The organism is Neobacillus sp. DHD-1R (genome assembly GCF_057747995.1).
This window is the reverse complement of the sequence record NZ_CM173232.1, coordinates 397,176-420,766: the sequence shown is the minus strand read 5'-3', so window position 1 is coordinate 420,766 and position 23,591 is coordinate 397,176. Positions and strand designations below refer to the sequence as shown.

16 protein-coding genes and 3 pseudogenes are annotated in these 23,591 nt (G+C 32.0%); 6 read left to right on the top strand and 13 right to left on the bottom strand.

Features of this window, described 5'->3' with window-relative positions; translation table 11 throughout:
- The first annotated feature begins 136 nt into the window (after positions 1-136).
- From AC3ANL_RS02035 to AC3ANL_RS02020, 4 genes are all read left to right on the top strand, one after another.
- Positions 137-1,312, top strand: a complete 1,176-nt coding sequence (locus tag AC3ANL_RS02035) for a hypothetical protein (RefSeq protein ID WP_488327624.1) — start codon at positions 137-139, stop codon at positions 1,310-1,312.
- A 292-nt stretch (positions 1,313-1,604) separates the two neighbouring features.
- A complete protein-coding gene (locus AC3ANL_RS02030) occupies positions 1,605-3,428 on the top strand; it encodes a hypothetical protein (protein ID WP_488327623.1) in 1,824 nt (607 codons plus the stop codon).
- Between the two features lie 1,096 nt (positions 3,429-4,524).
- Positions 4,525-4,788: a helix-turn-helix domain-containing protein gene (locus AC3ANL_RS02025; RefSeq protein WP_488327622.1), complete on the top strand. Its 264-nt coding sequence runs from the start codon at positions 4,525-4,527 to the stop codon at positions 4,786-4,788.
- Positions 4,789-4,877: 89 nt separating this feature from the next.
- A complete protein-coding gene (locus AC3ANL_RS02020; protein ID WP_488327621.1) occupies positions 4,878-5,204 on the top strand; it encodes a hypothetical protein in 327 nt (108 codons plus the stop codon).
- A 90-nt stretch (positions 5,205-5,294) separates the two neighbouring features.
- Here AC3ANL_RS02020 and AC3ANL_RS02015 read toward each other — a convergent pair.
- The 4 genes and pseudogenes from AC3ANL_RS02015 to AC3ANL_RS02000 form a co-directional block, all read right to left on the bottom strand.
- Positions 5,295-5,795 (bottom strand): annotated as a pseudogene (locus tag AC3ANL_RS02015) (transposase).
- Positions 5,795-7,334 (bottom strand): annotated as a pseudogene (locus tag AC3ANL_RS02010) (YifB family Mg chelatase-like AAA ATPase). The pseudogenes AC3ANL_RS02015 and AC3ANL_RS02010 overlap by 1 nt, the downstream one beginning before the upstream one ends.
- A 333-nt stretch (positions 7,335-7,667) precedes the next feature.
- Positions 7,668-7,820 (bottom strand): hypothetical protein, encoded by a 153-nt coding sequence (locus AC3ANL_RS02005; protein WP_488327620.1) that lies wholly within the window; start codon positions 7,818-7,820, stop codon positions 7,668-7,670.
- A gap of 368 nt (positions 7,821-8,188) precedes the next feature.
- Positions 8,189-9,388, bottom strand: coding sequence for an acyltransferase family protein (locus AC3ANL_RS02000; protein ID WP_488327619.1), 1,200 nt, complete (start codon positions 9,386-9,388; stop codon positions 8,189-8,191).
- A 594-nt stretch (positions 9,389-9,982) separates the two neighbouring features.
- Between AC3ANL_RS02000 and AC3ANL_RS01995 the strand changes: the two genes are divergently transcribed.
- Positions 9,983-10,117 (top strand): hypothetical protein, encoded by a 135-nt coding sequence (locus AC3ANL_RS01995; RefSeq protein WP_488327618.1) that lies wholly within the window; start codon positions 9,983-9,985, stop codon positions 10,115-10,117.
- 89 nt (positions 10,118-10,206) lie between these two features.
- Here AC3ANL_RS01995 and AC3ANL_RS01990 read toward each other — a convergent pair whose 3' ends face one another.
- The 6 genes from AC3ANL_RS01990 to AC3ANL_RS01965 form a co-directional block, all read right to left on the bottom strand.
- Positions 10,207-10,950 (bottom strand): acyltransferase, encoded by a 744-nt coding sequence (locus tag AC3ANL_RS01990; RefSeq protein ID WP_488327617.1) that lies wholly within the window; start codon positions 10,948-10,950, stop codon positions 10,207-10,209.
- An 806-nt stretch (positions 10,951-11,756) separates the two neighbouring features.
- Positions 11,757-12,266, bottom strand: coding sequence for a serine O-acetyltransferase (locus AC3ANL_RS01985; protein WP_488327616.1), 510 nt, complete (start codon positions 12,264-12,266; stop codon positions 11,757-11,759).
- Between the two features lie 1,065 nt (positions 12,267-13,331).
- Positions 13,332-14,846 (bottom strand): oligosaccharide flippase family protein, encoded by a 1,515-nt coding sequence (locus AC3ANL_RS01980; protein WP_488327615.1) that lies wholly within the window; start codon positions 14,844-14,846, stop codon positions 13,332-13,334.
- A 120-nt stretch (positions 14,847-14,966) separates the two neighbouring features.
- Positions 14,967-16,073 carry a polysaccharide pyruvyl transferase family protein gene (locus AC3ANL_RS01975; RefSeq protein ID WP_488327614.1) on the bottom strand — a complete coding sequence of 369 codons (1,107 nt, stop codon included), beginning with the start codon at positions 16,071-16,073 and terminating at the stop codon, positions 14,967-14,969.
- Between the two features lie 35 nt (positions 16,074-16,108).
- On the bottom strand, positions 16,109-17,128 hold the full coding sequence (locus AC3ANL_RS01970; protein ID WP_488327613.1) for a glycosyltransferase family 2 protein: 1,020 nt from the start codon (positions 17,126-17,128) through the stop codon (positions 16,109-16,111).
- Positions 17,129-17,242: 114 nt separating this feature from the next.
- Entirely contained in the window at positions 17,243-18,403 is a 1,161-nt protein-coding gene (locus tag AC3ANL_RS01965) for a glycosyltransferase (protein ID WP_488327612.1), read from the bottom strand.
- A 215-nt stretch (positions 18,404-18,618) separates the two neighbouring features.
- Between AC3ANL_RS01965 and AC3ANL_RS01960 the strand changes: the two are divergent.
- A pseudogene (locus AC3ANL_RS01960) lies at positions 18,619-19,578 on the top strand (IS4 family transposase); the annotation flags it as partial.
- A 328-nt stretch (positions 19,579-19,906) separates the two neighbouring features.
- Here the strand turns inward: AC3ANL_RS01960 and AC3ANL_RS01955 are convergent.
- The 3 genes from AC3ANL_RS01955 to AC3ANL_RS01945 form a co-directional block, all read right to left on the bottom strand.
- Positions 19,907-20,905: a glycosyltransferase family 2 protein gene (locus AC3ANL_RS01955; RefSeq protein WP_488327611.1), complete on the bottom strand. Its 999-nt coding sequence runs from the start codon at positions 20,903-20,905 to the stop codon at positions 19,907-19,909.
- Positions 20,902-22,077: a glycosyltransferase gene (locus tag AC3ANL_RS01950; protein ID WP_488327610.1), complete on the bottom strand. Its 1,176-nt coding sequence runs from the start codon at positions 22,075-22,077 to the stop codon at positions 20,902-20,904. Before AC3ANL_RS01950 ends, AC3ANL_RS01955 begins: the two co-directional genes overlap by 4 nt.
- Positions 22,078-22,268: 191 nt before the next feature.
- Positions 22,269-23,333, bottom strand: a complete 1,065-nt coding sequence (locus tag AC3ANL_RS01945; RefSeq protein ID WP_488327609.1) for an EpsG family protein — start codon at positions 23,331-23,333, stop codon at positions 22,269-22,271.
- Positions 23,334-23,591 lie beyond the last annotated feature (258 nt).

Genomic DNA, 23,591 nt, shown 5'->3' with positions numbered 1-23,591 from the left:
TACGGCGCTAGTATTAAAAATTCAGTCTTTAAGTTTTTATAAAATATAGTAATATTTAACTATAACATTTCATGTTTATTCCAGCCTTTTTTCTAAATCATACATATAGTTGCATAGATTGTTGGGAGGTAAGAACTTGAGTAGTTGGTTAATTATTATAGCATTGCTAATAATAGCTTTCATGTTAATCAAAAGTAGATTTTCGTTAAAGAGGAAGATTAGAAGAATTATCAAAAAACACCCTAACACTATAAGGTATCTTAAAAACAAAACTTTCAAAGAACATGAACTAATTAAGAGTTTAAAGGGAAAAGTTTATGATGAGCTAAGCGATAAAAAGCTAAATGTACCCGTCAAGAAGCTAGATACTATTATAGAAAAAGAAATTGTGAAGGTCGTTAAAGGTTGGAAAAGGAAAGTACTTGTATTTTTTGGTGTATTAGCAGGAGCAACGGGTTTCTGTTTTGCTGCTTTATTAGTCATAGGAATAACAACCTCCGAATCGGAAGAACCAGAGAAAGCTGCCGCGATTGCGAAATCGCCGAAGAACTCAAGTCAAATCGATTCACTTATGATGAGTGCAGAAACTCATATTGGTAAATCAGAATATACATTGGCAAAAAAAGATTTAGATCAAGTTCTAAAAATTGACCCATCTTCTCAAGATGCCTCTAAGTTATTGAACCAAGTTAAAGAGAAATTAAAAGTACAACAAAAAAAAGAAAAAGAAGAAAGTAAAAAGAAGCAGGTGGAAGCACAAGTTAATAAAGATGAAGAACGTTTTAATAACGGGATTGCTTTCATGCATGATGGACAGGAACAAAAAGCGCTAAAAGAGCTAGAAATGGTAAATAAAAAATCGAAAAGATATGAAGAAGCACAAAAGTATATCAGGAACATCAAGCTTAATCAGTTTGCTGAACAATGCAAGGATATAGACTATAAAGAGTTAAAAAAGGCCCCAGAGGCATACAAAGGGGAGAAAATCCACTTCGCCGGAAAGATTTACAACATCCAAGAAGTCAGTGGGAAAACAATTCTTTCACTAGCTACATCATATGCGGACGGTGATTATTACGGTGATGATGTTTTCGTCCTTTTTCCAACCGGAACCTCCTTAGTGGAAGGAGATTTCATTGATATCTATGGTGAAATGGTCAGCAATTATTCAAAAAGCCAATCCTATATCAGCGATTTCCTAAACGGGAGCCAGTACAGCATTTATTACGATGGAGGAACTTTTTATGAACAAGCGCCCGTTATTAAAGCAAGACTAGTGGAAGATTCCAAAAAAAGAATATATGGGAAATAGTTGTTGGGAAAAATCCTATGGTTCGTTCAATATCTATAAATTATGAAAAGACATCACTTTGATGTCTTTTTTAATCGTGTGGTGCCAGGCACCGAAATTAGGATTGATTATTCGGTTTATGCTACTGAATAACAAATAGAGGATTTCTCCTATAGGACCGCTTTATTATTTTATTAAATCTATTTATTTGATAATGATATAAATATTAATAGTAATAAAGTTTTTATTTTAGTAGAATTATGCTAAAGAAGAAAAAAATTTTCATTAAAAACAGGAAGGTAGGCTTACAACATTGCTTAGAGACTGTCCTGCAATAGTTTTTTCAGAAAATAAGTATGATCAACTTTGCAATTTTAAAATTTATGATGGATGTTATTTTATTCCCTCTACTAAAGCTTTCGATACTAAAAATGAAATAATAATAGATATAAGTGGCTCAGGTGTTTATAAAAATAAATTTATAACAAAAAGCAGTGATGCATATGACATTATATATGATCTATCTAGTGACTCAATTGGTAAAAATATAAGAGGTTCATTAAGCTTTTATGTAATTAATAAGGTTGAAAATAAAGCGACTATCATAACCGACCCTCTATCAGGAGGAATAGTTTTTTACTTTCGATCTGAAGCAGTGACTGTATTTTCTAATAGTATTAATAGTATTAAAAGTATACTTAATGCACTGGGTATTCATTTAAAAAAGTCTATGGATTATCTAAATGAATTAGTGGGTACAGGAAACGGCGGTTTTTTTGATTCAAGCTATGAAGAAATCAAAGCTTTGAAGCCATTCCAATACGTTGAAGCACAGAATCATTCATTTACTATTAAGGATTACTTATGGAAACAGCAATTTTTTACTCCGGTCACAAATTATAATGAAGAAATTGAAAGGGCAGTAGCGGAAATAAAGAATAATATAACCGCTGTATCTAATTATGATGATGGTGCCCATAAGATAGCGCATTTAACTGGTGGTTTTGATTCGAGACTAGTTTTATCTAGTATTCTAAATATAAATTCATCTGATGATTATCACTTCTTTTGTTCAGATCAATTTGAATTGGCCGATCGATTAATTGCAGAAAAGTTATCAACAGAATTTAATCTTACAATGACTGAATACCCAGGCTACAATACGTTGAAAACTCCTTCTACATTAGAGGAAGAATATCTCTTACCCATGCAATTTTCTGGGGGTATCCTATCTGCTGGAATTCATGGGAATTATCAAAAAACAACTAATATAATACTTAGTGGCGGTTATGGAGAATGTTTCAGGTCATTCTTTGGTTCGCGAACTACTGAAAATACCACAAATATCTTATCCTTATTACCAAAATTATGGGGGAATGTATTTTTTAACGAAAATGATGATGATTCTTTATTTTCAGCCACCTTTAAGAACAAGTTGGCTAAAAAAATTACATATATTTGTGACGAGGCTAAAGATAATGGGCTAAGACAAGATGCATATCTGGATTACCTGTACACCAGAATCAGAAATCGATATTATATAGGATTCCAATCCCATAGTTGGTCGGAGTTTGCTTCTAGATTTGATCCGCTATATTCATTATCAGCCATAAGGTGTGCATTATCATTACCACAGGAGCTACGCTCAGCAAATATTGTGGGTATTGATATCATGAGTCATTTGTATAAGGATTTAATTAAATTGCCTTTTGATAGAGAAATTTTTAATGAAAATTTTATAAAATATAGAGAAAAACCGAATGTAAGAGAGTATAGTAGCATTGCTAAACCTAAATTTGGTTTAAGCGAGCTAATATATGGTAAAGAACTAAATAGGTACCTAGAAGCAACACCCGAACAAAAGGACAAAGCAAAGAGATTGAAAGCTCATCTTTGGCAGGTTGTTGAAATAAAAAGGGTGCAACAAAAGACAATGGAATTAATTTCTTCAATGCCATCTAGTCAAGTAGCATCACTTTTTAACAGAAAGATTCTAAACAGATTACTAAAAAACGACTTAAATAATCGAGTACACATAAGAACTGTATTTTCTATTTATTCCATCCTTCTTTGGTATTTTAGTAAGGAAGAGGTAAATGATAATTATCTTAAAGGTAAAAATATATGGACTGAATGAAATATATAGTGGTGAATGCAAAGCCTTTCTCATTAGTTGAGTTGGGCTTATTTTTTTCCTTATGTAACCGTCAAGTAGAAATCATAATGGCTTAGGTAAGAAATTTCAGTTATCTGATATATCAAGAATAATTGACAGCAAACCCATGGATGAATTACATAAATACGTTCGGAGGATTTTTCGGATTAATAAAAAAGAATGTAAATGGATTGTCCTAGATACGTGGGGTTTGGCATGTAAACTCAATAATAGTCAAAATGTAACTGACAATAAGTAATTCCATCTCTGAAGAGCAGGCGCATGGAAAAAATTTTGAGCAACTCACAAATTCGTGAAATCAAACAAAATGCCGTCGTTCTACTGACAAACCTCGACCATTCTCCCCACTTTTCCCTTTCAATCAAACGATTAATTAAAATGGCTGCATGCCTTGAAAAACAAACATTCTCTCCTCTCCACACATGAAAATGTTGTTGAAAAATGGCTTTAAAATGATCGATGAAACCCATCCAACCCACATTATCCACAAAACGACTTCGTTTCGACCACATTCCTTATAGGCTATACTATTCAAACGTTTGATTAAAACAGCTGAAAGTACTGTTCTATACGAATTCTCTCCTACTTGGAAGAAAGAAGATTGTCGTGGACTACATAAGCTAGCAGCAGATCATCACCTAATTTTCCACAAAAATAGATTGATTTCTCCCGAACTAACACGAATTTATGAATTTCTCCCCTTCTCAACATTACTTAAACGTTTAATTGAAAAAAATAGCCCCCTCTAATCCTCGATTTATCCCTTAACATCCATAAAAAGAATGTCGACAACTGTCTTACCACTTCTTTTAAAAAGGAACCCTGGCTTGCTGCTGAATAAGGCTAGTGCTTAAATTTAACACCAGCCATTGAACACAAATCCATTGCTTTGGTACTTTTTTATCGATCCTTTTCCCTTTGCGCGTTCCCCAACAAAGAACGGCAGCACTAGAAACTGGGGAAAAAATTTATTTGTTTCCCAAGGGAAACATTTGAGTAGTTAACTGGATAGATACTTCTCCCTCCTCATTATCTAATGAGGAAAAAGGAGAATTCCATGAATAATGAAAGAATAGATTTAGGGAAATTATTCGAGAGGTATAGACGTGCTAGCCGACTCAACCAAGAGGAACTAGCTTTTCGGTGCCATATTAATAGGAAATCCATGAGCAATATCGAAACAGGGAAGCACTTGCCGAGCCTAGAAACCTTCTGTTATCTTGCTATAAACTTTGACATGACTCCATCTGAGCTTTTTAAAGAAATAGAGAAAAATGGTTTACTATTTGGAATTATCGAAAGAGATGATAACCCAGATTAGTTCATTCTTTTCTTACCTTGAAAATCTACTTGCAGGCTATACTAATTTAACTTTAGCCGAGTGGGATCTTTCCCAAGAAGGGAGTATCTATGAATGTTGAACATGCAGAACGCAAAATAATGAGATTACAAAACCAAATTGCAGATTTACAATCTTTTATCGACCTAGCAGAGAATTATGAGGCCAATAGCTTTGAACAAAAAGTAATTAAGGAATATGCCTTCTTAGGAAGTGTAAGCAAGGTAGCGGAAAAGATAAATAGGGAAACTCGAGATAATGGCTCAGGTAAGAACTATCAGTCATCTGATATATCAAGAATAATTGACAGCAAGCCCGTGGATGAATTGCATTACCATGTTCGAAGGATATTTAGAACCAATAAAAAGAATCATAATGGACGGGCAACTCTCCTTTAAAAATAGGAAATCGCGCCATTTAAGATGGTGCGGGAACCAGAACCAGAATTTCAGGCAAAAAGCATCCCTCAATCCCGATGCTTTTTGCACCTATATTTCTTGTGCCCCTTCATAATAATGTAAGAGGCTTTCAATATTCATAAATCTTGGTGGATTGGAATTTGGATCCTTAAATAAATAGTAGCTGCTCCAAGGATAATTTTCTGGCTGTTTCACCATATTTGCTTCGACAGGATTTAAATGAATATAGCGACTAACTTCTAACATCCCTTCTTTATCTTCAATGACTTTATCATAATAGCGTTTTTCAAACACATGGCCTGTTAACCGGTACTTAGTATTGTAATAGTTTGCGTACCGTTTGTTGATGAGCGCCATGAGTTTGGAGAATGGGATTTCGGGGGATCGAATCTGCAGGTGATAATGATTGGTCATTAAACCAATAGGAGGCTAGATCATGCATGAAGCTGATAGAGGATAAACAAAAAAGCTTGAAAATCAGTTGCATTCGAAAAAGAGATCTCGCCGATTGCCCCTGCAAACAATATGGTAAAATCGATGTGGAATCCAAATTCTCTTCTCTCGCGACATTATGTTTCCCTCGCAACTGTTTGTTTTTTATGGATGCCCCATCTTCTTAACGTCATCGCTTCCCAAAAAGCTGTATCGGTTATTTGCTCCTCCCCAGCTAAGTCTGATATGGTCCTTGCTAGTCGAATGATTTTGATTTGAACCCTGTTGCTCCAGTTTTGCTTTGCAGCCACATTCATGAGCATCTTTTGTTGGTCAGTCGTTAATGGACTGGTTTCCATGATCAAGTCCAACGGAACTTTGGCATTCGTGATTTCCGCTTGATAACGCTGATATTGTTGTTGGCGTGCCTTTTCAACCCGTTCCCGGATAACAGTCGAAGAATCATGAGTCTGTGATGATGGAACTAGATTAACCGACTTTAGTGATAGCAAGATATCAATCCGATCATAGACAGGGCCTGATAATCGACTTTGATAGTGTTGAATTTGTTTTTGCAAACACGTGCAATAATGATCATTTGACCCAAGATAACCACATGAGCATGGGTTCATCCATCGCTCCAATTAGAATAAAAGAGGACGGGTAGGTGACAGTTGAATGGGCTCTGCTTATCGTCACTTCCCCAGTCTCAAGAGGCTGCCTCAGCATATCAAGGGTCTTTTTCGTGAACTCGGCGATTTCATCAAGGAACAATACCCCATGATGGGCTAGTGAAATTTCGCCTGGCCTCGGAGAAGAACCTCCTCCAATGATCGCTACAGAAGATGCAGAATGATGGGGATGTCGAAATGGAGCATGTTGGTGAAAATGCCGTTTCTCTCCGGCAAGTTGATAAAGACTCATGACTTCTAGTTGGGCTTGATTAGTAAGAATCGGTAAGATAGAAGGAAAAGTTTTTGCCAGCAAACTTTTTCCACATCCAGGTGGACCACTCATAAGCACATTATGTTCACCTGCTGCTGCAATTTCAAGTGCTCGTTTAGCTTGTGTATGACCAATAACATGACGGAAATCTTTTTGTGTGGAGTTCGTAAAAGGAGACATTTTTTCATTTGAGGGTTGATTCGGGAGGAATGACAGCAGCTCTTTACCTTCTAAATGCTGAACTACTGCTTCGATATGCTGCACAACAATACAATCCAAATCTTTCAGCATGTGTATGGGTATTGTAGAATCAAAAGGGAGATAAACTTTCCTTAGACCCAATCCTTTAGCAGCAAGTAACGCAGGCAGCATCCCTTCCGCCTTTACCACCATCCCATCAAGAGATAATGCGCCAATAAACGCAGTATTCGCAGGAATTTCGCCCCTTATCATGTTCAGCTCCTTCAAAGCAGCAATCGCAATCGCCAAATCAAAAAGAGGCCCTTTTTTCTTTTGTTCTGATGGCGAGAGATTGACCACCACTTTCTGGTCCGTAACATCTACATCAAAGTGCCCCAGTGCTGCAACAACCCGTTCCCTTGACTCCTTTACCGAAGCATCCGGCAACCCGACAATCACCATCGACTCGGTACCAGTCTTAATCCTAACCTCCACTTGCACAAGGTAGCCTTCCATTCCTTTCAAACCAATACTCGAAACCTTAACCGTCACACTAAACCCTCCTAGACTCTATTAGGCTATCTTCAAAACAAACACAAAATGAATAAAGGAAAAGAAAATCAACAACCAGTCACCCTTACACCATTCAGTTGCAACTCCATTCTATCACTTCCTACCAACCTAAATGACTATCAATCTTCGACAAATATCGGGGCGTTATCGGGGCGTGACAGGCACCGGAATTAAGGATCGCAACGCACTGGCACTGAAATTTCTTTCCACTTTTAAATGGGAATGATTTTGTATATAATGGATATATAATAAAAAAAGAGAAGTGCTACCAACACTTCTCCCTGCAACTTCTACCGTCAGGGTGGTGGTTGTCTATGTGTTATTTTTATGAGAACCACCCTTTTGCTTGTGACGGCGTAAGGTGGTTTTCTTGTTTTCTAGAACGTTTTTCCGAAAGAAATATGCGCTCAATTCACGCACAACTCCCTTCAGAACTTCTCGTAGAATTTCAAGAAATGTTTCCATGATTATCACCTCCCTCCCAAAACGGAAAGAAGCGTAACAATCCACCACCCCAACAATATACAGTTGCAACTTAATTCTATCATTTTATTTCTATTTAAAAGCCTATCAATCTTCGACAAAATCCGGGGCGTGACAGGCACCAAAATTTAATGTCCAAATACTGTAAAAATTTACTGAACCTCGACAAATTTCGTGTCGTATCAGGCACCTTATATTATTAATTTCATTTGCAGCTTCATACTTTTTCGCCTTCTGTGCAACATACGACGTAAACTTTTTTAAATGAACGTTGTGTAAACAATAAATCCAGCATTTTTAGCCCTGATTTGCTGAATAAAGTTTACGTCGCTATTGTCTCCTTTTGTGAATTAAGAAGCTTTTTGATTATTAGTACTTTGTTTGTTGAAAAAGCCGATTTTCCCAATTTTCTTTGCTACTGATTTACCCCATTTATTTGAAGGAACTTCAATGTATTTATGTGTAAAATGAGCAACTGGTAAACTGATGAAAGGTACTAAAATGAACGCTAGTTCCAATGGAATCAATTTACCTAAGAATATCGTCACTAACATTAACACAGGTATATGAATCAAATATAGACTAAATGAAATTTGACCAAGCCAAATTAATGGCCTTATTGTAAGCAAACGATTTGCAACAATTGATGTTAGAATCAATGAAAATAGTAGCAGTATCCCAATAGCAGAGACAAGATCCTCTAATTTACTATTGATTACATCAAAAACAACATTCAGCCATCTACAATTTATTAAGAACAATGTTATAATCCATAATGATATTCTTGGTGCAGAACCTATGTTTTTTAGGATACCCAAATTCAAACGACTTTTTGATAGAATCGCTCCTAAAATGAAGAACGTGCAATAATAAATAGTTTCTTGAAATTGTAATAAAACCGATGCTACTGATCCCCCTATTATGGTAATTACAATTCTTAGTAAACTGTAGATAATAAGATTAATACCAAGTGACAAGATGGAGGCTTTAATAAACTTAAATTTATTAATTATTATCAAGAATAACGGTAAAATTATTGAAATTCTCATCTCATGATAGAGTGTCCACACCACTCCATTTACATTTGCAGTATCCACATTAATCATTAGGATATATGCAATTATCGCTGTTAAAGAAACAGGATGCTCCCACCTATTATTATAAATACTACTCATTCCATCAACGTCTTTATAGCCTGCAAATATAGTGACTAGTATAACAGATACTATCATCACTGTGATGTAAGGTAGATAAATACGAAAGAATCGTCTTACAACATATTCAGTATATGCAGGAGCTCTCCCACTCTGAAATGGGATAGACAAAACAAAGCCACTTAATATAAAAAAAAGTAAAACCGCCTCCTTGCCTGCCCACACTAATCGCAAAGGTGAAAGTGTGAATAATTCTACGAAACCATTAGCGAACACGTTAAAATAGTTTGCTTCGTAAAAAACAGCATAAGCTAACATGCAATGAAATATGACTACAATTAATGAGGCGATTCCTCTTAATGAGTCTAATGAGTCTATTCTGTTTTGATTTTTCAAATAGTTTAAGCTCCCTTTTTATGTTAACGTTACTATATCATGTGATATTTTTTTTAACAAAAAGCAATATTGGTTAGTCGGTATAGCCATTGGTAAATATATTTTTGCCGTACCAACCATATTTGACTGTTGCAAACGAAATGATACTCGAATTGCGTTAGGTGGCATGGTAATATTAAGTGTTGACCTTTGCTATTTTCCTTGAGTTTTGGCGGAATCTATAGTCACCATGTTTGTTTGTGAAATAACTCCTTCGGTGTCATGCAACCAAAATCAATAGTCAATGAACCAGAAGTGATATTTCGCAACCAATCACTTCTAAATTTATATGATTAATTAAGATTAACTGGAAAAGTTTGCACGGTATTAGCTGTTGGATTAGTAATAACTAGCACAGCATTTAAACTAATGTATATTTATGTCCTATCGTTAATGCTGGGTTATTATTATAGACTTCTTATAAATGTGAAGTACCGTCTCCAGTTAAACTTAGTTTATTAGAACTTGCTGTTTGTGATGATGAAAGTGCTACCCAGTCAGTAACACCTTTGCTAAAATTAGCATTTAAAACAATATTAGTGGCAGGAAAATCTGATGATGAGTGATATGTACCTCCTGCTGTCCACGCTGAACCATTCCAGTAATATCATTTTCCATCAATTGAAACGACAGAAATATTTAGTATTTCCTGCCGGAAATGCTGTTTGTAGTGATGAAACGGTAGCATAAACACCTTTCGGAGAACCGCTTGTTACTGCTGCAATCTGTCTATCAACTTCGGTTTGATTGGCTTTTTCCGCCTAATTCGTATTAAATGTTTAATCTTTTTTAATATCTCTTAAACACCATTCTATAAATTTTTCATAGCCTTCAAAAATCGGTTTGGAATTTAAGAACGTGTCTAAGTATTCTTTTTGATAGGCTATTTCCCATTTTCTATAAAATCCGTGTGACTCTAGAGTTTCAATATTTCTTTCTAAAAATAACATGAAAAATTCACGGAATAATGATACTGGTGGTATTTCTTTATATCTTTCAAAATATGATACTGCTAACTCTTTAGCCTCGTTAACAGTTTCTTTATTTCTCTTTTCATAATAATCTTCTAAAGACATAATGAATCTAGCTGGATTTCCAGCGTATACTGAATTGTCTGGTATATTTTTATTAACTAAAGAATTAGCACCTATTATTACATTATTTCCGATAGTTACACCTTTGAGTATTGTTGTATTAACACCTATAAACACATTATTCCCAATCGTAACTTTTCCAGCTGATCCAATAGTCTCGTTGTATACGTTTCTCAATACTGACCAATCATAGCCATGTGTTAAAACAGTAACACCTTTTGTAAATTTTACATCAGACCCAATATCAATCAAACTTGGGCGAGTTACATCTATTACTACAGTTGTAGAATCAAAAAAACGCGTTCTCTCTCCAACTTTACAGCCAAGATCTCTTAGATATTTAACGTATCTTTCAGAAGTTGCGTTGTATGGAATAGAATTTTTCCCTAAAATAATTCTCTTTATTAATTGTCTAAAATTTAAAACCACAAATATTTACCACCTTTCCAATGAATTACAATGAATTTTATTATCACAATTGAAGATTTACAATTTACGTCAAAATTAACACTAAACCTTATACCAATTATTTGAATAACAAACGAATTTTAATGTTGTTTGATGACTCAAAACCTTATTTGTTATATGATTTTTCCATGAAACCACCAATTCTAAGTTAGCTTTTTTATAGCTATCATTAAAAAAGCTTAATGTCCAATTTTTTGTGATATAGATTTGCTCCATTTTTTTGCAGGAGCCTCTAAATATTAGTGTGGATAATAAGCAATTGGCAAACAAATAATTTGAACTAAAACAAAGGTTTTTCTAATGAGATGAAAGCGTTCGAAATTAAGCGAGTGTGTTTAAATGTAATTGAGCATACAGTATTCCAATATTATGTATTCTAATATTCGTTCTGGTTTATAAGTAAATAATCTAACCAACGAAATCAAACCCTTTTTACTTTTACAAATAATGGAAAATTGGTATTTTGGCTATCTTCATGGATTTCCGCTCTCACTCAGCTGCAACAGAGATTAATTCCAGATATATGGAAGAACCAGATTATTCCGAAGGAAATTTACACTACATTCTTTATTCTTGTGATAATGTATTTTTATTTATTTCTAAATGTTCTAATCAACATGTTTTAATTTTTTTCTAACTCAGAGGAGTGGACTTGGAAAAATTCATTAATGAGCGTATGATAATGACAACTTACTTTCCTTATATATAAGAACTGTTTCCAGTCACCTTTTTATTTTTCCTTTTGCACATACTAAACAGAAGAAGTATCATTTTATTTTATTATCTATGATACGCCCTGGGACACCTACAACAATACAATTATTTGGAATATCCTTAGCAACAACTGCATTTGCACCAATTTTTACATTATCCCCAATGTGTACCCCACCAAGTATCTTCGAACCTGCCCCTAACACACAATTGTCTCCAATTACAACAGATTTCAAGTCTGTTCCTTGCATAATTGTTACCTGTTGCCAAATTGTACAATTTTTACCCACCTTTACATCGTGACCAATAATAATACCATTTAAACCGTGAGGTAGAAGTGGTGGGGAATCAAAAATAGCACCTTTTCCAAAATCGGTACCCATCGAGGAATTATTATTGGCATCCATTTTCTTAATACGAAATAAATAATACATTCTTATTATGAATGGGGTTTTTGAATTAGGGTTAATTACCTCCTTCCGCATTACCCAGTATTTTTCGTGATTATATTGCTGTAGCATATTTAACACCGTTCTAATAAAGAAATTTTTGGTATTAATATTCATTCTCTCACCCTAAGCTTAATATATTTAAATGAGTTCTAATCTTGTTATTTCATCCCATAAATTCACCTAAATTCAACGGTATAGCATTTTCGGGAATAGCGAGGAAGCCCTTGTAACCATCAAGTAGTTTTGAATACTTTCTTTACCGAAAATGGTAGCAGTATGCCAAAGTCTATAACCGTCACTTTCGTTGAGTAGACTTTTCCACTAAATGAAGTAAACAATCTAAATAGCTGTAGTAAAACATTTCTTACAAAAAATATTCGATGTCAATATTAAGTACAACGTTAGTTAGGTGTAGATACAATTTACTTCCTTTTGATCCAAAGCTATATACATTTATTCATCAAAAATAACCAATTAGAGTCTTTATTTTAATAATCACAACTTGAGACATTCAAATAATTCTTCTGTTTATAATGAGAGTTCAAGTTTACCTATAGCAGAAATGGAAACCTTATAACATTTATTAACAGTTTCTCATATCTAGCCCCATTCCAATATGGATTTTCAATTATAGTGATTTTTCTATATTGGTATGTAACACCTAACACAAGGATCGTGTTGGATTATAGGAAGGAAACCCTATATTATACTAAATTGAAACACAATCTTCACAACTCATTGTCAATTTATTGATAAGCAATATGGACCAAAGACTTAAAAAATTCATCAATGAAAAGAAAGGTTACTTACAAAGAAGTAGGGTCACTTTCGCTACTGTATCCCCATCCTGTTACAATTTGGCCTAAAATATGAAACGCCTGGAACTTTTGATTAGCAATATTATTTTCATACTTGGCATGTAAGCCCCTACCTGTATTAACTCTAACTAGTTTTGAATCTAAGCTCAAAATTAAATAAAGGGACATCAAATTAGAAACCCTTATCCATTTAAATATATTTATTTTCTTTACCAATTCGGTTTCACTTTCTTCTATCTCTATTGATCCATGCGCATTTTATTCAATTTTTTTGCCTTCAAATATGTATACAAAAAAATGTTTATATAATAATTACATTAAATATATTCACTTTTTTGTCCATAGATTATTTTAATACTATTTACCTTCGATTACTTATATGAATAAAAAATTGGGCTCTTTCATTTTTCGAAAGAACTAGAAATAGATTAAAAATAAGACCAATTACTGCACTCATTAGTACGACTAAAATAAATTCCAACCAAGATGTTATATTTATATTAAATTTTATTAAGAACATAATACCAATTAATATAATTAAGGAAAATAAATTACGCAAAGTTGGTTTAAACAAAACATACCACTTTTGATTAAGACACTTGGCCCCATAAGGTAAAATAAACACTAATACTTTTATTAATCCTAATACTGTACTAATACCAGCAACAGCATAAATACCTAAATTTGTCGTCTTCAATAAAATAATAACAATCAATGCATTAAGGATTCCAACACCTAGATTCACTAGTGAATTGGCCTTAATCTTATTGGTAACCGTAAAAATATTATATATTGATAATGTGGTACCACTTAATATCATTACACCTACAGTTAAGATGGATACTATATATAATTCTTTTGCATTTTGTGAAGGAACCCATAGGTGATAAAATATGTCCCCATATACAATAAAGCCAGCCAAGGGAATATTGATCAAAATCCCTATTAGTTTCATGCTTTGTTCTAATACACTCTTTATTTGCTGATTGTCTCCTACTGCATAATACTTGGCCATGTCGGGTGCAAATACCCCTGTTATTAAATAAAGAACACTGTACAAAATATTCGGAATAGTTTTCGCAATGGCTAGAACTCCCATTGGTACTGGTCCAAGAAAAACATTTGTTATCAGTAAATCAAGACCCGTAGTCAAAATTCCACTAAGTTGTGAAAGAATATTCCAGCTTCCTGATGATATTAACTCTTTTATTGCCTTAATCTTGATGTATTTTCTTTTTATTTGTAATTCAGGTGTAAACCTTTTTGTATAGTAAACATTCCAGAGAATGATGTAGATCTGAATTATTAGAGCAACAAAACTAATAAAAAAAATCTTTGGGGGAAATATTGAGAATAAAAATACTAAGAGGACTAATCTTATTATCGCCCCCTCAATACCTCGAATTGAGTTTAGATAGAGCTTATTTTTAATAAATAAGGATACACCGAACAATGAAGTTATTAATGATATTAGAAAACCAAGGAAAATGAATCCAAAAAGTATTCTAATGTCATTTAATAAGTGAATTGGAATATCGATAAATTTATCAATGAAAATAAGGAATACCGATAAAGGAATAATTAATACCAAAGCAATGACTATATTTGCAAAAATAACTGAGCTAAAAAATACATTTGCACCATCATGATCATTTTTATACACCCTAATTGATACGAATCTACCTGCCATAGAATTTAACGCAATTGTTATGATTGATATATATTCAACTAAATTATTCCCTAATGTTACAAATCCATAAGCCTCGGCTCCAATTGTTCTTACAACATAAGGTGTAAGAAAAAAGCTTATTCCTAGTGTAATAAAAAAAGAAATAAAATTTGCCAAAAGGTTTATAGCAATTATCTTTCTAGACATTTTTTCTCCAATCTGAAAATATATATTATTACTTCAGAACTTCAATACCCTTACTTTGAAAAGTAACACTGCAGTTATATCCAAAGATAAATTTCCTTTATTTTTACAACATAAACAAATCTATTCGTTTTTTGCATCTATTCCTAAATACATATCCAGCTTTTCAAATTGCTTTTCTGCATTTTCCCTTTGATGATCTATACAAAAAACCTCATTGTTATAAAAATAATTCATTAAAACATCTACACTTAACTTTTGAATATTTTCTATCCTTACGTATTCTCCATTAAAACCAATATCATCAATAATATTTTGCATTTTCTCACTATAGACAATTGGAAATACAGTTTTGTTCAAAACCCAACCAAGTATCATCGAGTGAAGTCTTGTAGCGATAATAAATTTTGATTGGTTAAATAATGAAATAACCTCATTTATGTTTCCTCTATAATAAACCTTATCAACGTTTTGTTTTACATCACTGTCTAATAAATTGTAAATAGCATCCACTACATCTTCATCATGTTCTAATCTACAAAATGAAACTAATTTAACTCGTATATTTTGGTTACTAAATTCCTTACATATGTCTGCTATTTTCTGCTTATAAACAGTATTATATTGTTCTAATTTCCTTCTAACAGAAAAATTTAGTACTGAAATAACGACTTGGTTTTCTTCTTTTGATTGATCTACATTTTTATAAGTAAACACAATATCTCCTGCTTGCCTTACGTTAGGTAAATCTCTAAATAATGCTAATGATTTTTTTTCTCTAAAACAAATATCTGTATAAGACGAAAACAACTCTTTATATTTTAAATAATAACTTTTATCTGTATAAGGTCCGAAATTTGCACCTAACAAATAAAATGGTTTCCCCTTAATATAACGGCGTGAAATATATTCAAAATCTTCTTTCCATAGATCAGTAGTTTGCATAAATAAGGAGCCACCAATATATATACCAAAATCACAACCTTTTGCAATTAAACGTTCAAAATGAATATTTAATTTTAATCGATTGCTAATCACACTAAAAGTACGAATTAAGGGGTGCGTATATGCATAAATTTTTAAATTTTTTTGACTCGAAAAAACACTTTTATATTCAGCAAATGTATAGAGTTTGAATTGTACATCCGGGTATCTTTCACAGAGTATCTTAATAAATAAATCGTCACCAAAATTGAATCGTGTATATGCGTAAATCATTGCTTGCTTCATTCTCAACTCTCCATATATAAAATAAGAAATAGCTTTTAGCTTAACTTCATGTTATTTCTAAATTTAATTTTCAACAATATAAATAGAAATAGAAACAATTTCATTTTCAATAATCCATAAATAGTTTTTAAAAATTTTCCTTTGGGATTCATTTTCTTATAAACACTATAAAAAACCTTATCGTTACCTAATAATTTTAATGCTTTATTTACTTCTGTGAATTTTTTTGTTGATACTAAATATTGTAATTCTAACTCATACATATGATACGAAAACTTTACAAATGAACTTCTATTGTAATCTGACACTTCTTTTAACTCATTTAAAAAGTTTTCAACTGCATAAGCAACAAACCTAGAATTGATAAATATATTACTAAAGTTACGTTTCAGTATGCTAGTTTGATTTTCAATTTGACGATAATGATAAAAACATTCTGTAACAGAATAAACTGAGGTTACATAACAACAATAGTCAAGATTGAATATAAGGTCTTCATATACTACACACGACTCATTAAATTTCAATTTATGCTGCTTTATTATGTCTGAACGGTATACTTTATTACACGGGGAAGCCATATTTGCACCGAAAAATAGATTTTGCCATTCATCGATAGTCGGTTTTTTATATGTTTTAAAATTAATTCTTTCCCTATTTTCCGTAACGGATATCCTAGTATCACTATAAATATCATCATAATAACCATAAATCATTAAGTCATAATCATAATCCTGAAGGCTTTTATCTATTGTTTCTATTAAATTACTTTCTATATAGTCATCTGAATCAATGAATAAAATATATTTACCCTTAGATCGATTTATGCCAAAATTTCTAGTATCTGATACACCACTGTTTTCTTTGTGAATTGCCACAACTCGTTTATCCAAGGCTTTATATTTATTGCATAATACAAAACTACTATCCTGCGAACCATCATCAATCAATAACAGTTCAAAATCATCATATGTCTGATTTAAAATACTATCAACACATTGTCTTAATTGCATTTCAGAATTATATACGGGAATAATAATACTATACTTAGGCACCATTCCACCTCATTATGTTTAAACAATTGTTCATATTTATGGAAATTTATTTTATTATATTTTGAACTACCTACGAACCAAACAATTGGATATATGTCCAATTTCTCTATTTTTTTAATTAACCTTTATTGCTGAAAAAAATTGTTCTAGCGCTAAAGAATTTTTGTATTCAAATTTCTTACAATTTCCTTTCAATATTTCAATGGATTTATTATCCTCTAGAACCTCTCGCATTCCGCAACATAAGCCCTCTACAGAATTTTCTACAATGATACCATTTATTCCATGCTGTATCATCTCTTCAGCAGCAGCAAACCTTGTTACAATTATCGGTGTTTGCAAAATTAATGACTCCATAACAACCATAGGATAACCTTCTGAATAAGATGTTAATACGGAAAAGTCAGCATTTTTTAGATATACATAGGGATTAGCTTTTTCCCCAACAAAAAAGAGTACTTTATCTAGACCTAAATGTTTACTTTTCTCTTTCAAATTATTTAAGTCTTTACCTCCACCAACAACGTACCATCTAAAAGGCTTTTTTGTCATATTTAATAACTTTTTGCATACTTCAGGAATTCTATCAGTCCCTTTTTCTTCATCAATTCTGGAAACAGTAATGAATGTAATACCATTAAACTTACTATATGGATTAATAATATTTGAACTTTTAACTAATCTATCATTATCAAACATATTGTAAACAGAATATGTTTGATTTTTTAATTCTGGGTATTTATAATCCATCTTATTTTTAATAGCTTTTGAAACACATGCAATAGAGGTGAACTCCCTAAAAAACTTATCCCATTTACTGATACTCCCCATATAATCAATATCTCCATGTAAAAAGGCAACTTTGGATTTTGCAATAGTTTTTCTTAGCACAAAATAGTAATATGGATAACCTTGGCGGAAAGCTATACTTGTATCGTACCCATTATATTTTTTTGAAAAAGAAAATATAATTACTTCCCAAATACCAAATTGATTTAGTATTTTTTTTAACCCTCCAAAAACAAGCTTAATAATTTTCAAAAAAAGAGATTTCTCGTTTTTTATATTTGTAAATGATAAGTTCCACCAAGAAGAAATTCCACCTAGCCTTAATATCTTAATATTTTTATCAAACTCAACCGGATGAGTTTTTGAATTTGATAGATCTAGTATAGATACTTCAATATCGTTTTTCACTAATTCATTAGCTAAATTTATTAAGGAAGTTGTAATACCACCTGTACTAAAATCACTAACAACAATTAATATTTTCATAAGTGTCCCATTTTCTATCTTAATTTTTTTATTTTCAAAAGTTTTTCCAAAAAGAAATTTATACATTAGCGTTGCATTAATTTAATTCCACTATTAGGAATACTCGAAATGTTCAATTTTATCATTTTACGCAAAGAAAAAGTCCTTTATAGTGGATAAAGTCAGGTGGTAATCCGTACAAATCCACTTTAAAAGGACTAACTCATGGACAAGATTACACGAAAAAATTAACAACGGAGTCGTCCCTAAAATTACTTCTTTTTGCGCAGCTACCAGAAGTAGAAAGCCTTCATGCGCTAGGTGATTATCTCTTCGATGACCAGCTACAACAGGGGCTTGACCTTGTTTCTATTAGTATTTCTCAGCTATCACGCCGTTTAAATGGTTTGAATCCAGATCTATTCCAAGACTTTTTCTTGATTTGGTGTCCCAAATTCATTACAGAACGCATTACACAAAACTTGTGATGCTATTAAAAGTAATAGATTCAAGCACATAGTCACTTAATTTGACGAATCATAAATGGGCAAAATTCCGTAAAACAAAGGCCGGAGTGAAATTGCATCTGTGGCTAGTATTTATGGAAAAAGGAACTTCCTACCCTGAAAAAGCCTTTATGACAACTGCCAAAGAACATGATCCTGGCTACCTAGATTACGAACGATTTCAGCCAATAACTAATGATAGGTACCTTTTTCTATCAAGACTAAGAATAAACGCTGTTATACGGGAAGTTTATAACTTTAAACTGCCCGAGAATACGTCTGTTTTATCGGATCAAATGGTGTTGATTTGCACGACACAAAACCGTGCTGAAAATTATTTTCGCCTAATAAAAGTCCTAGATTCAAAAGGAAATGAACTCCATTTAATCACAAATCGTTTTGATTTGAGTGCTGACGAAATTTAAGAAATGTACAAATCACGCTGGGCAATTGAGTTTTTTTAAAATGGATGAAACAGCACCTAACATAAAAAGGTTTTACGGTCAAATCGAATGGGCGATCTAGAATCAAGTGTTCATTGCCCTCATTGTTTTTTGCATAGGTGTACTCGTGCAAATTGAAACAATAAGCAAGCGAAAAATCATACAAATTAGCTAATATTTAAGGGCTGCGTTGTGGAAACCAGCGCATATTTGGCTTCGAAAGATTGAAGGAAAAACTATTCCTTGATACGCAAATTTTTGTTGTCACACAGGTCTAATTGTAAATAAATTTTTAAATGGACAGAGCCACCTTTAATTAGGCATTTAACTTTTTGATTCTAAAAATGGGAAATGAATAAATTGGAAATTTCGTCACTATTTATGCAACACTAGTGAAATTTATAATAAGTTTTAATAATTTATAAAAGTAAATAATTTTTTACCTCTATTTTAATTTAAATAGTTGTAACTCAATATTCATGCACTATTTGTATTACTAAAATACCTCTTTTAATAAATTGTAAATTATTTACATATTAAATAACAGTTAATCTTAAAAGCTTTAGTTATTAGCCTTAATTTTTCTTATACCAATCTTTATAATTAATACCACTTAATACGCTTTTAAATAGTTTCGGAGTAGTACAATTAGCTATTAGTATTATTTTATCTTTAATCCTGAGATATTTATTTAATATGATTTCTATAACTAATCTCCTGATCTCTTTTATTGATTTAACATATAACTCATTACTCCCATTCATCTCGTCTAATGGTATTAATAACAGATAAACCATTGTTTGATATAAGTAAAATCTTGTTGCCACACTCCTTAATCTAGTATAATTTGTTAAAGAGTATTTATAAGCTTCATATGCGTTTTCTACCATATCAATAATAGTTTCACTATAACCACTATTTGTAATACTCCCTGGCCGCTTGAAATAATTGTATTTATTAGTGTGTAAGTATAGTATTCCATCAACATCTGTTAACATATTAAATAATAAAATGAAATCCTCATTTCGCTTCCCTGAAGGAAATTTATACTTTTTTATAAAATCACTTTTAAATATCTTAGTACAGAATGATGTATCTCCTTTATGCAAAAATAAGTTTTTAATATAAGTTTCACTTTTAATAAAAGTTTGCATAAAATAATCTTCTTTTATTTGGTTATTAATATTATTAATACTTTGGATCCCATCTATCTGATTATATCCCACAGAAGTAATTTGCGAATTTTGTGATATAGCGGCCTTAATCAGAACTTCATACATATCCGAATCAATAAAATCATCACTATCTACAAATCCAATGTAATCCCCAGTCGCTTCTTTAAGACCGGCATTTCTAGCAGAACTAGCTCCGCCATTATTTTTATGGATGACTTTAACCCGTTTATCAAGTTTCGCATAATCATCACAAATCTCACCACATTTATCTGGAGAACCGTCATCCACAAGAATTATCTCTAGATTTCTATAACTCTGGTTTATAACGGATTCCACACAACGATGCAAATAGGCTTCGACATTATAGATGGGAACGATAACACTTATCAGATTATTCACAATTCGGAACCCCTATACCAATTATTATTAATTATTTTAGCTCTACTACATGGACCGCTTTCAAATTCAATTGTCTTTCTTGCGAGTAATTTTTCTGATAATTCGAGCAACCTCCGTGATGCAGTATTAGCATTCCATGTTTTAATAATCGACTCATAAGCCTCTTTGCCTATTTTTTCACAGAGATTTCTATCTTCTAGTAATTTTTTTACACATTCTATCAAATGGTTTATATCTCCGTTTTTATATATTAAGCCATTTTGATTATTGTTTATTAAAAATGGTACGGAACCAATAGCATGGCTTGCAATTACTGCACATCCACTATTCATTGCTTCATTTAAAACTGCTCCCCATCCTTCATAGAAATCACTAGTAAATAGAAAAATATCCGCAGATTCCATGTTTTCTCTTACCTCTTGAGGGTTCATACTACCTAAAAGTCTAACACGATCGGATAGATCATATTTGTCTATCATTTTTTTTAATTCAGCTTCCATATCCCCAGTTCCAATTATATCCAAGGTAAAGAGATACCCCTCTTTTTTCAAGATATTGGCGATTCTCAAAACATCATCTGGATGCTTCCAATCTAAAAATCTCCCTACCCAAAGAAGTTTAGGTATAGTATGTTTTTTTTTAGATATTAATTGGTTTATATCGTACTTCTTGACTTCGGGGAAGTATCCCCATCTGTATGCTTTATTTAGGTATGCACCTACTAGATTAAAATCCCCTGCAGCATATGCACTTGCACAAAGCATGTATAAGTTTTTCTTTTTATAAACAATGTGGTTACTGTAAAGGTTTTTTAAAGTTCTTGGATTAAAAACTTGCCATTTTCCTCTTTTAAATAGCCTTTCGCTGTAGTAAAAAGTTAGCTTATTTTCTTTTAACCGGTCTTTTATAAAGCATTTAGGAGCTGATCCAAAAATAACAACATCACTTTCAAATCCTAGTTTAAGCCCTTTTTCATAATTATCTTTGCTATTATAGGTATTTATGGAAAAAGGGAACATGCTGTTCATATCAGCATAGCCTAATCTTAGTCTTTCCTCTTCAATGGGTTGTGTAGCTACAAATTTAAAATCATCACCTAAAATATTGACCATTTCCTTACAAAATGGTAACTGATGGTGATTCAAAAAATTGGAAAAAAACGTTACCTTCAAATATCTCACTCCAATATTTTATGGATGTTTATTGAAAAATGAGAGACTAATAAACCTCCGAATTAATTATCATCATTGTCACTGTTTTCTTATGGACTTACTTTTTTGTAAACACTTAATACCCAAAAGCACTGATTTACAATAGTTCATAATCACTGTTGATACTTCGGATTACATTTGTTATTATCTCCCTATTGCCAGAAAAACAAATATTGTGGATTATTTTTTGCAAATAATAAAATTAACATTGAAGCTACTATATAAAAGACTATTGTTCTTTCCCAATTATGAAAGGATTTTATAATCTCAGGTACTAATAAGATTAAAAAAAGTGAAAAATACTGGACAACTCTCATTGTCGACGGATCAATAAAAGTTAACGGTACAAATACCAAAGATATTAATAGTGCATTAACATAGTGCGTTACTTGTGGATTATTATTTATTATCAGCTTAATTCTCCATATTGTAACACCAGTTAATAATAATAAAACAGTGGTAAATGTCCATGTACCAGCCCCTTTATATTGATCTATATAATCTTCATATCCCATAAAGGTTCCTAACACGAACATTACTTGATTCTTAAAAACAAACGCAAATGAGATAATAGCAAACATAAATAGAAGGTAGCTTTTTGTAATTTTCTTGTTTGCTAGAAAGTAAAACAGAATGAAACAGACAGCAGACTTATGAATAGTAAAAGCAATTAATACAAGAATTAAAAACGGCCAAAATCTTCTTTGCTTTATAAATTTATAGCCTATCAACACTACCAAAGCTGTTGCTATTGTTTGTCTGTGTCCTGTTATAGCAAAGAAAGAATAAAATAAACATGAATAAATCAGAAAACTTAAAAATGGTTCTGAGGAATTCTTATAAATCCATATACCAAGAGATACGGTAAATATTAAAGCAATAATAATTAAGAATAACTGGTAATTAGTGGAAAATTCTTGGATTAGCTTCTCTAATATTTGATAGCCAGGATCTTTTCCAGGTTGCCCCTTAAAAATTATGTTAATAAAATTTTTAATTATACTGTTCCATGATTCATTCATCGTTGGTTCAAATAAATATGCCTTATAAGTATAAGTATCAGCACCAATACTAATATGCCTAAGTCCTGATAATAGCACCCATTGTGAAGTTGCAAGAATACAAAAGATTTTTTTGTTTAGTATTGATGACTTATACCATAATAAAACAAATCCAAATATCATTGTTAAAAGAATATTGACTAGATATGCGGTCATGTGATACTCCTAGATATTAATTTATGCTCCACTCAATTGTAATTATTAAATCAGATAACTTATCACCATAAATAATATTTTCTTTTTAAAAAGGAATGTAGTTTTCTGTTATTCTCCTAGTCCCTTTTTAACCACTTATGTTATCCATTAGATACATCAATTTTTTTAAATATATATAAATCCCTCGCAAATGGTTAGGATTAACATTTCAGATATAAAAGAATAATAGAAGTCCAGCATCTAGTGATTATAGTTAAT

Coding starts and splice junctions, on each gene's coding strand:
- AC3ANL_RS02025 (WP_488327622.1), top strand. CDS start 4,525: ATGAATAATGAAAGAATAGATTTAGGGAAATTATTCGAGAGGTATAGA.
- AC3ANL_RS02020 (WP_488327621.1), top strand. CDS start 4,878: ATGAATGTTGAACATGCAGAACGCAAAATAATGAGATTACAAAACCAA.
- AC3ANL_RS02005 (WP_488327620.1), bottom strand. CDS start 7,820: ATGGAAACATTTCTTGAAATTCTACGAGAAGTTCTGAAGGGAGTTGTG.
- AC3ANL_RS01995 (WP_488327618.1), top strand. CDS start 9,983: ATGATGAGTGATATGTACCTCCTGCTGTCCACGCTGAACCATTCCAGT.
- AC3ANL_RS01985 (WP_488327616.1), bottom strand. CDS start 12,266: ATGAATATTAATACCAAAAATTTCTTTATTAGAACGGTGTTAAATATG.
- AC3ANL_RS01980 (WP_488327615.1), bottom strand. CDS start 14,846: ATGTCTAGAAAGATAATTGCTATAAACCTTTTGGCAAATTTTATTTCT.
- AC3ANL_RS01975 (WP_488327614.1), bottom strand. CDS start 16,073: ATGAAGCAAGCAATGATTTACGCATATACACGATTCAATTTTGGTGAC.
- AC3ANL_RS01965 (WP_488327612.1), bottom strand. CDS start 18,403: ATGAAAATATTAATTGTTGTTAGTGATTTTAGTACAGGTGGTATTACA.
- AC3ANL_RS01945 (WP_488327609.1), bottom strand. CDS start 23,333: ATGACCGCATATCTAGTCAATATTCTTTTAACAATGATATTTGGATTT.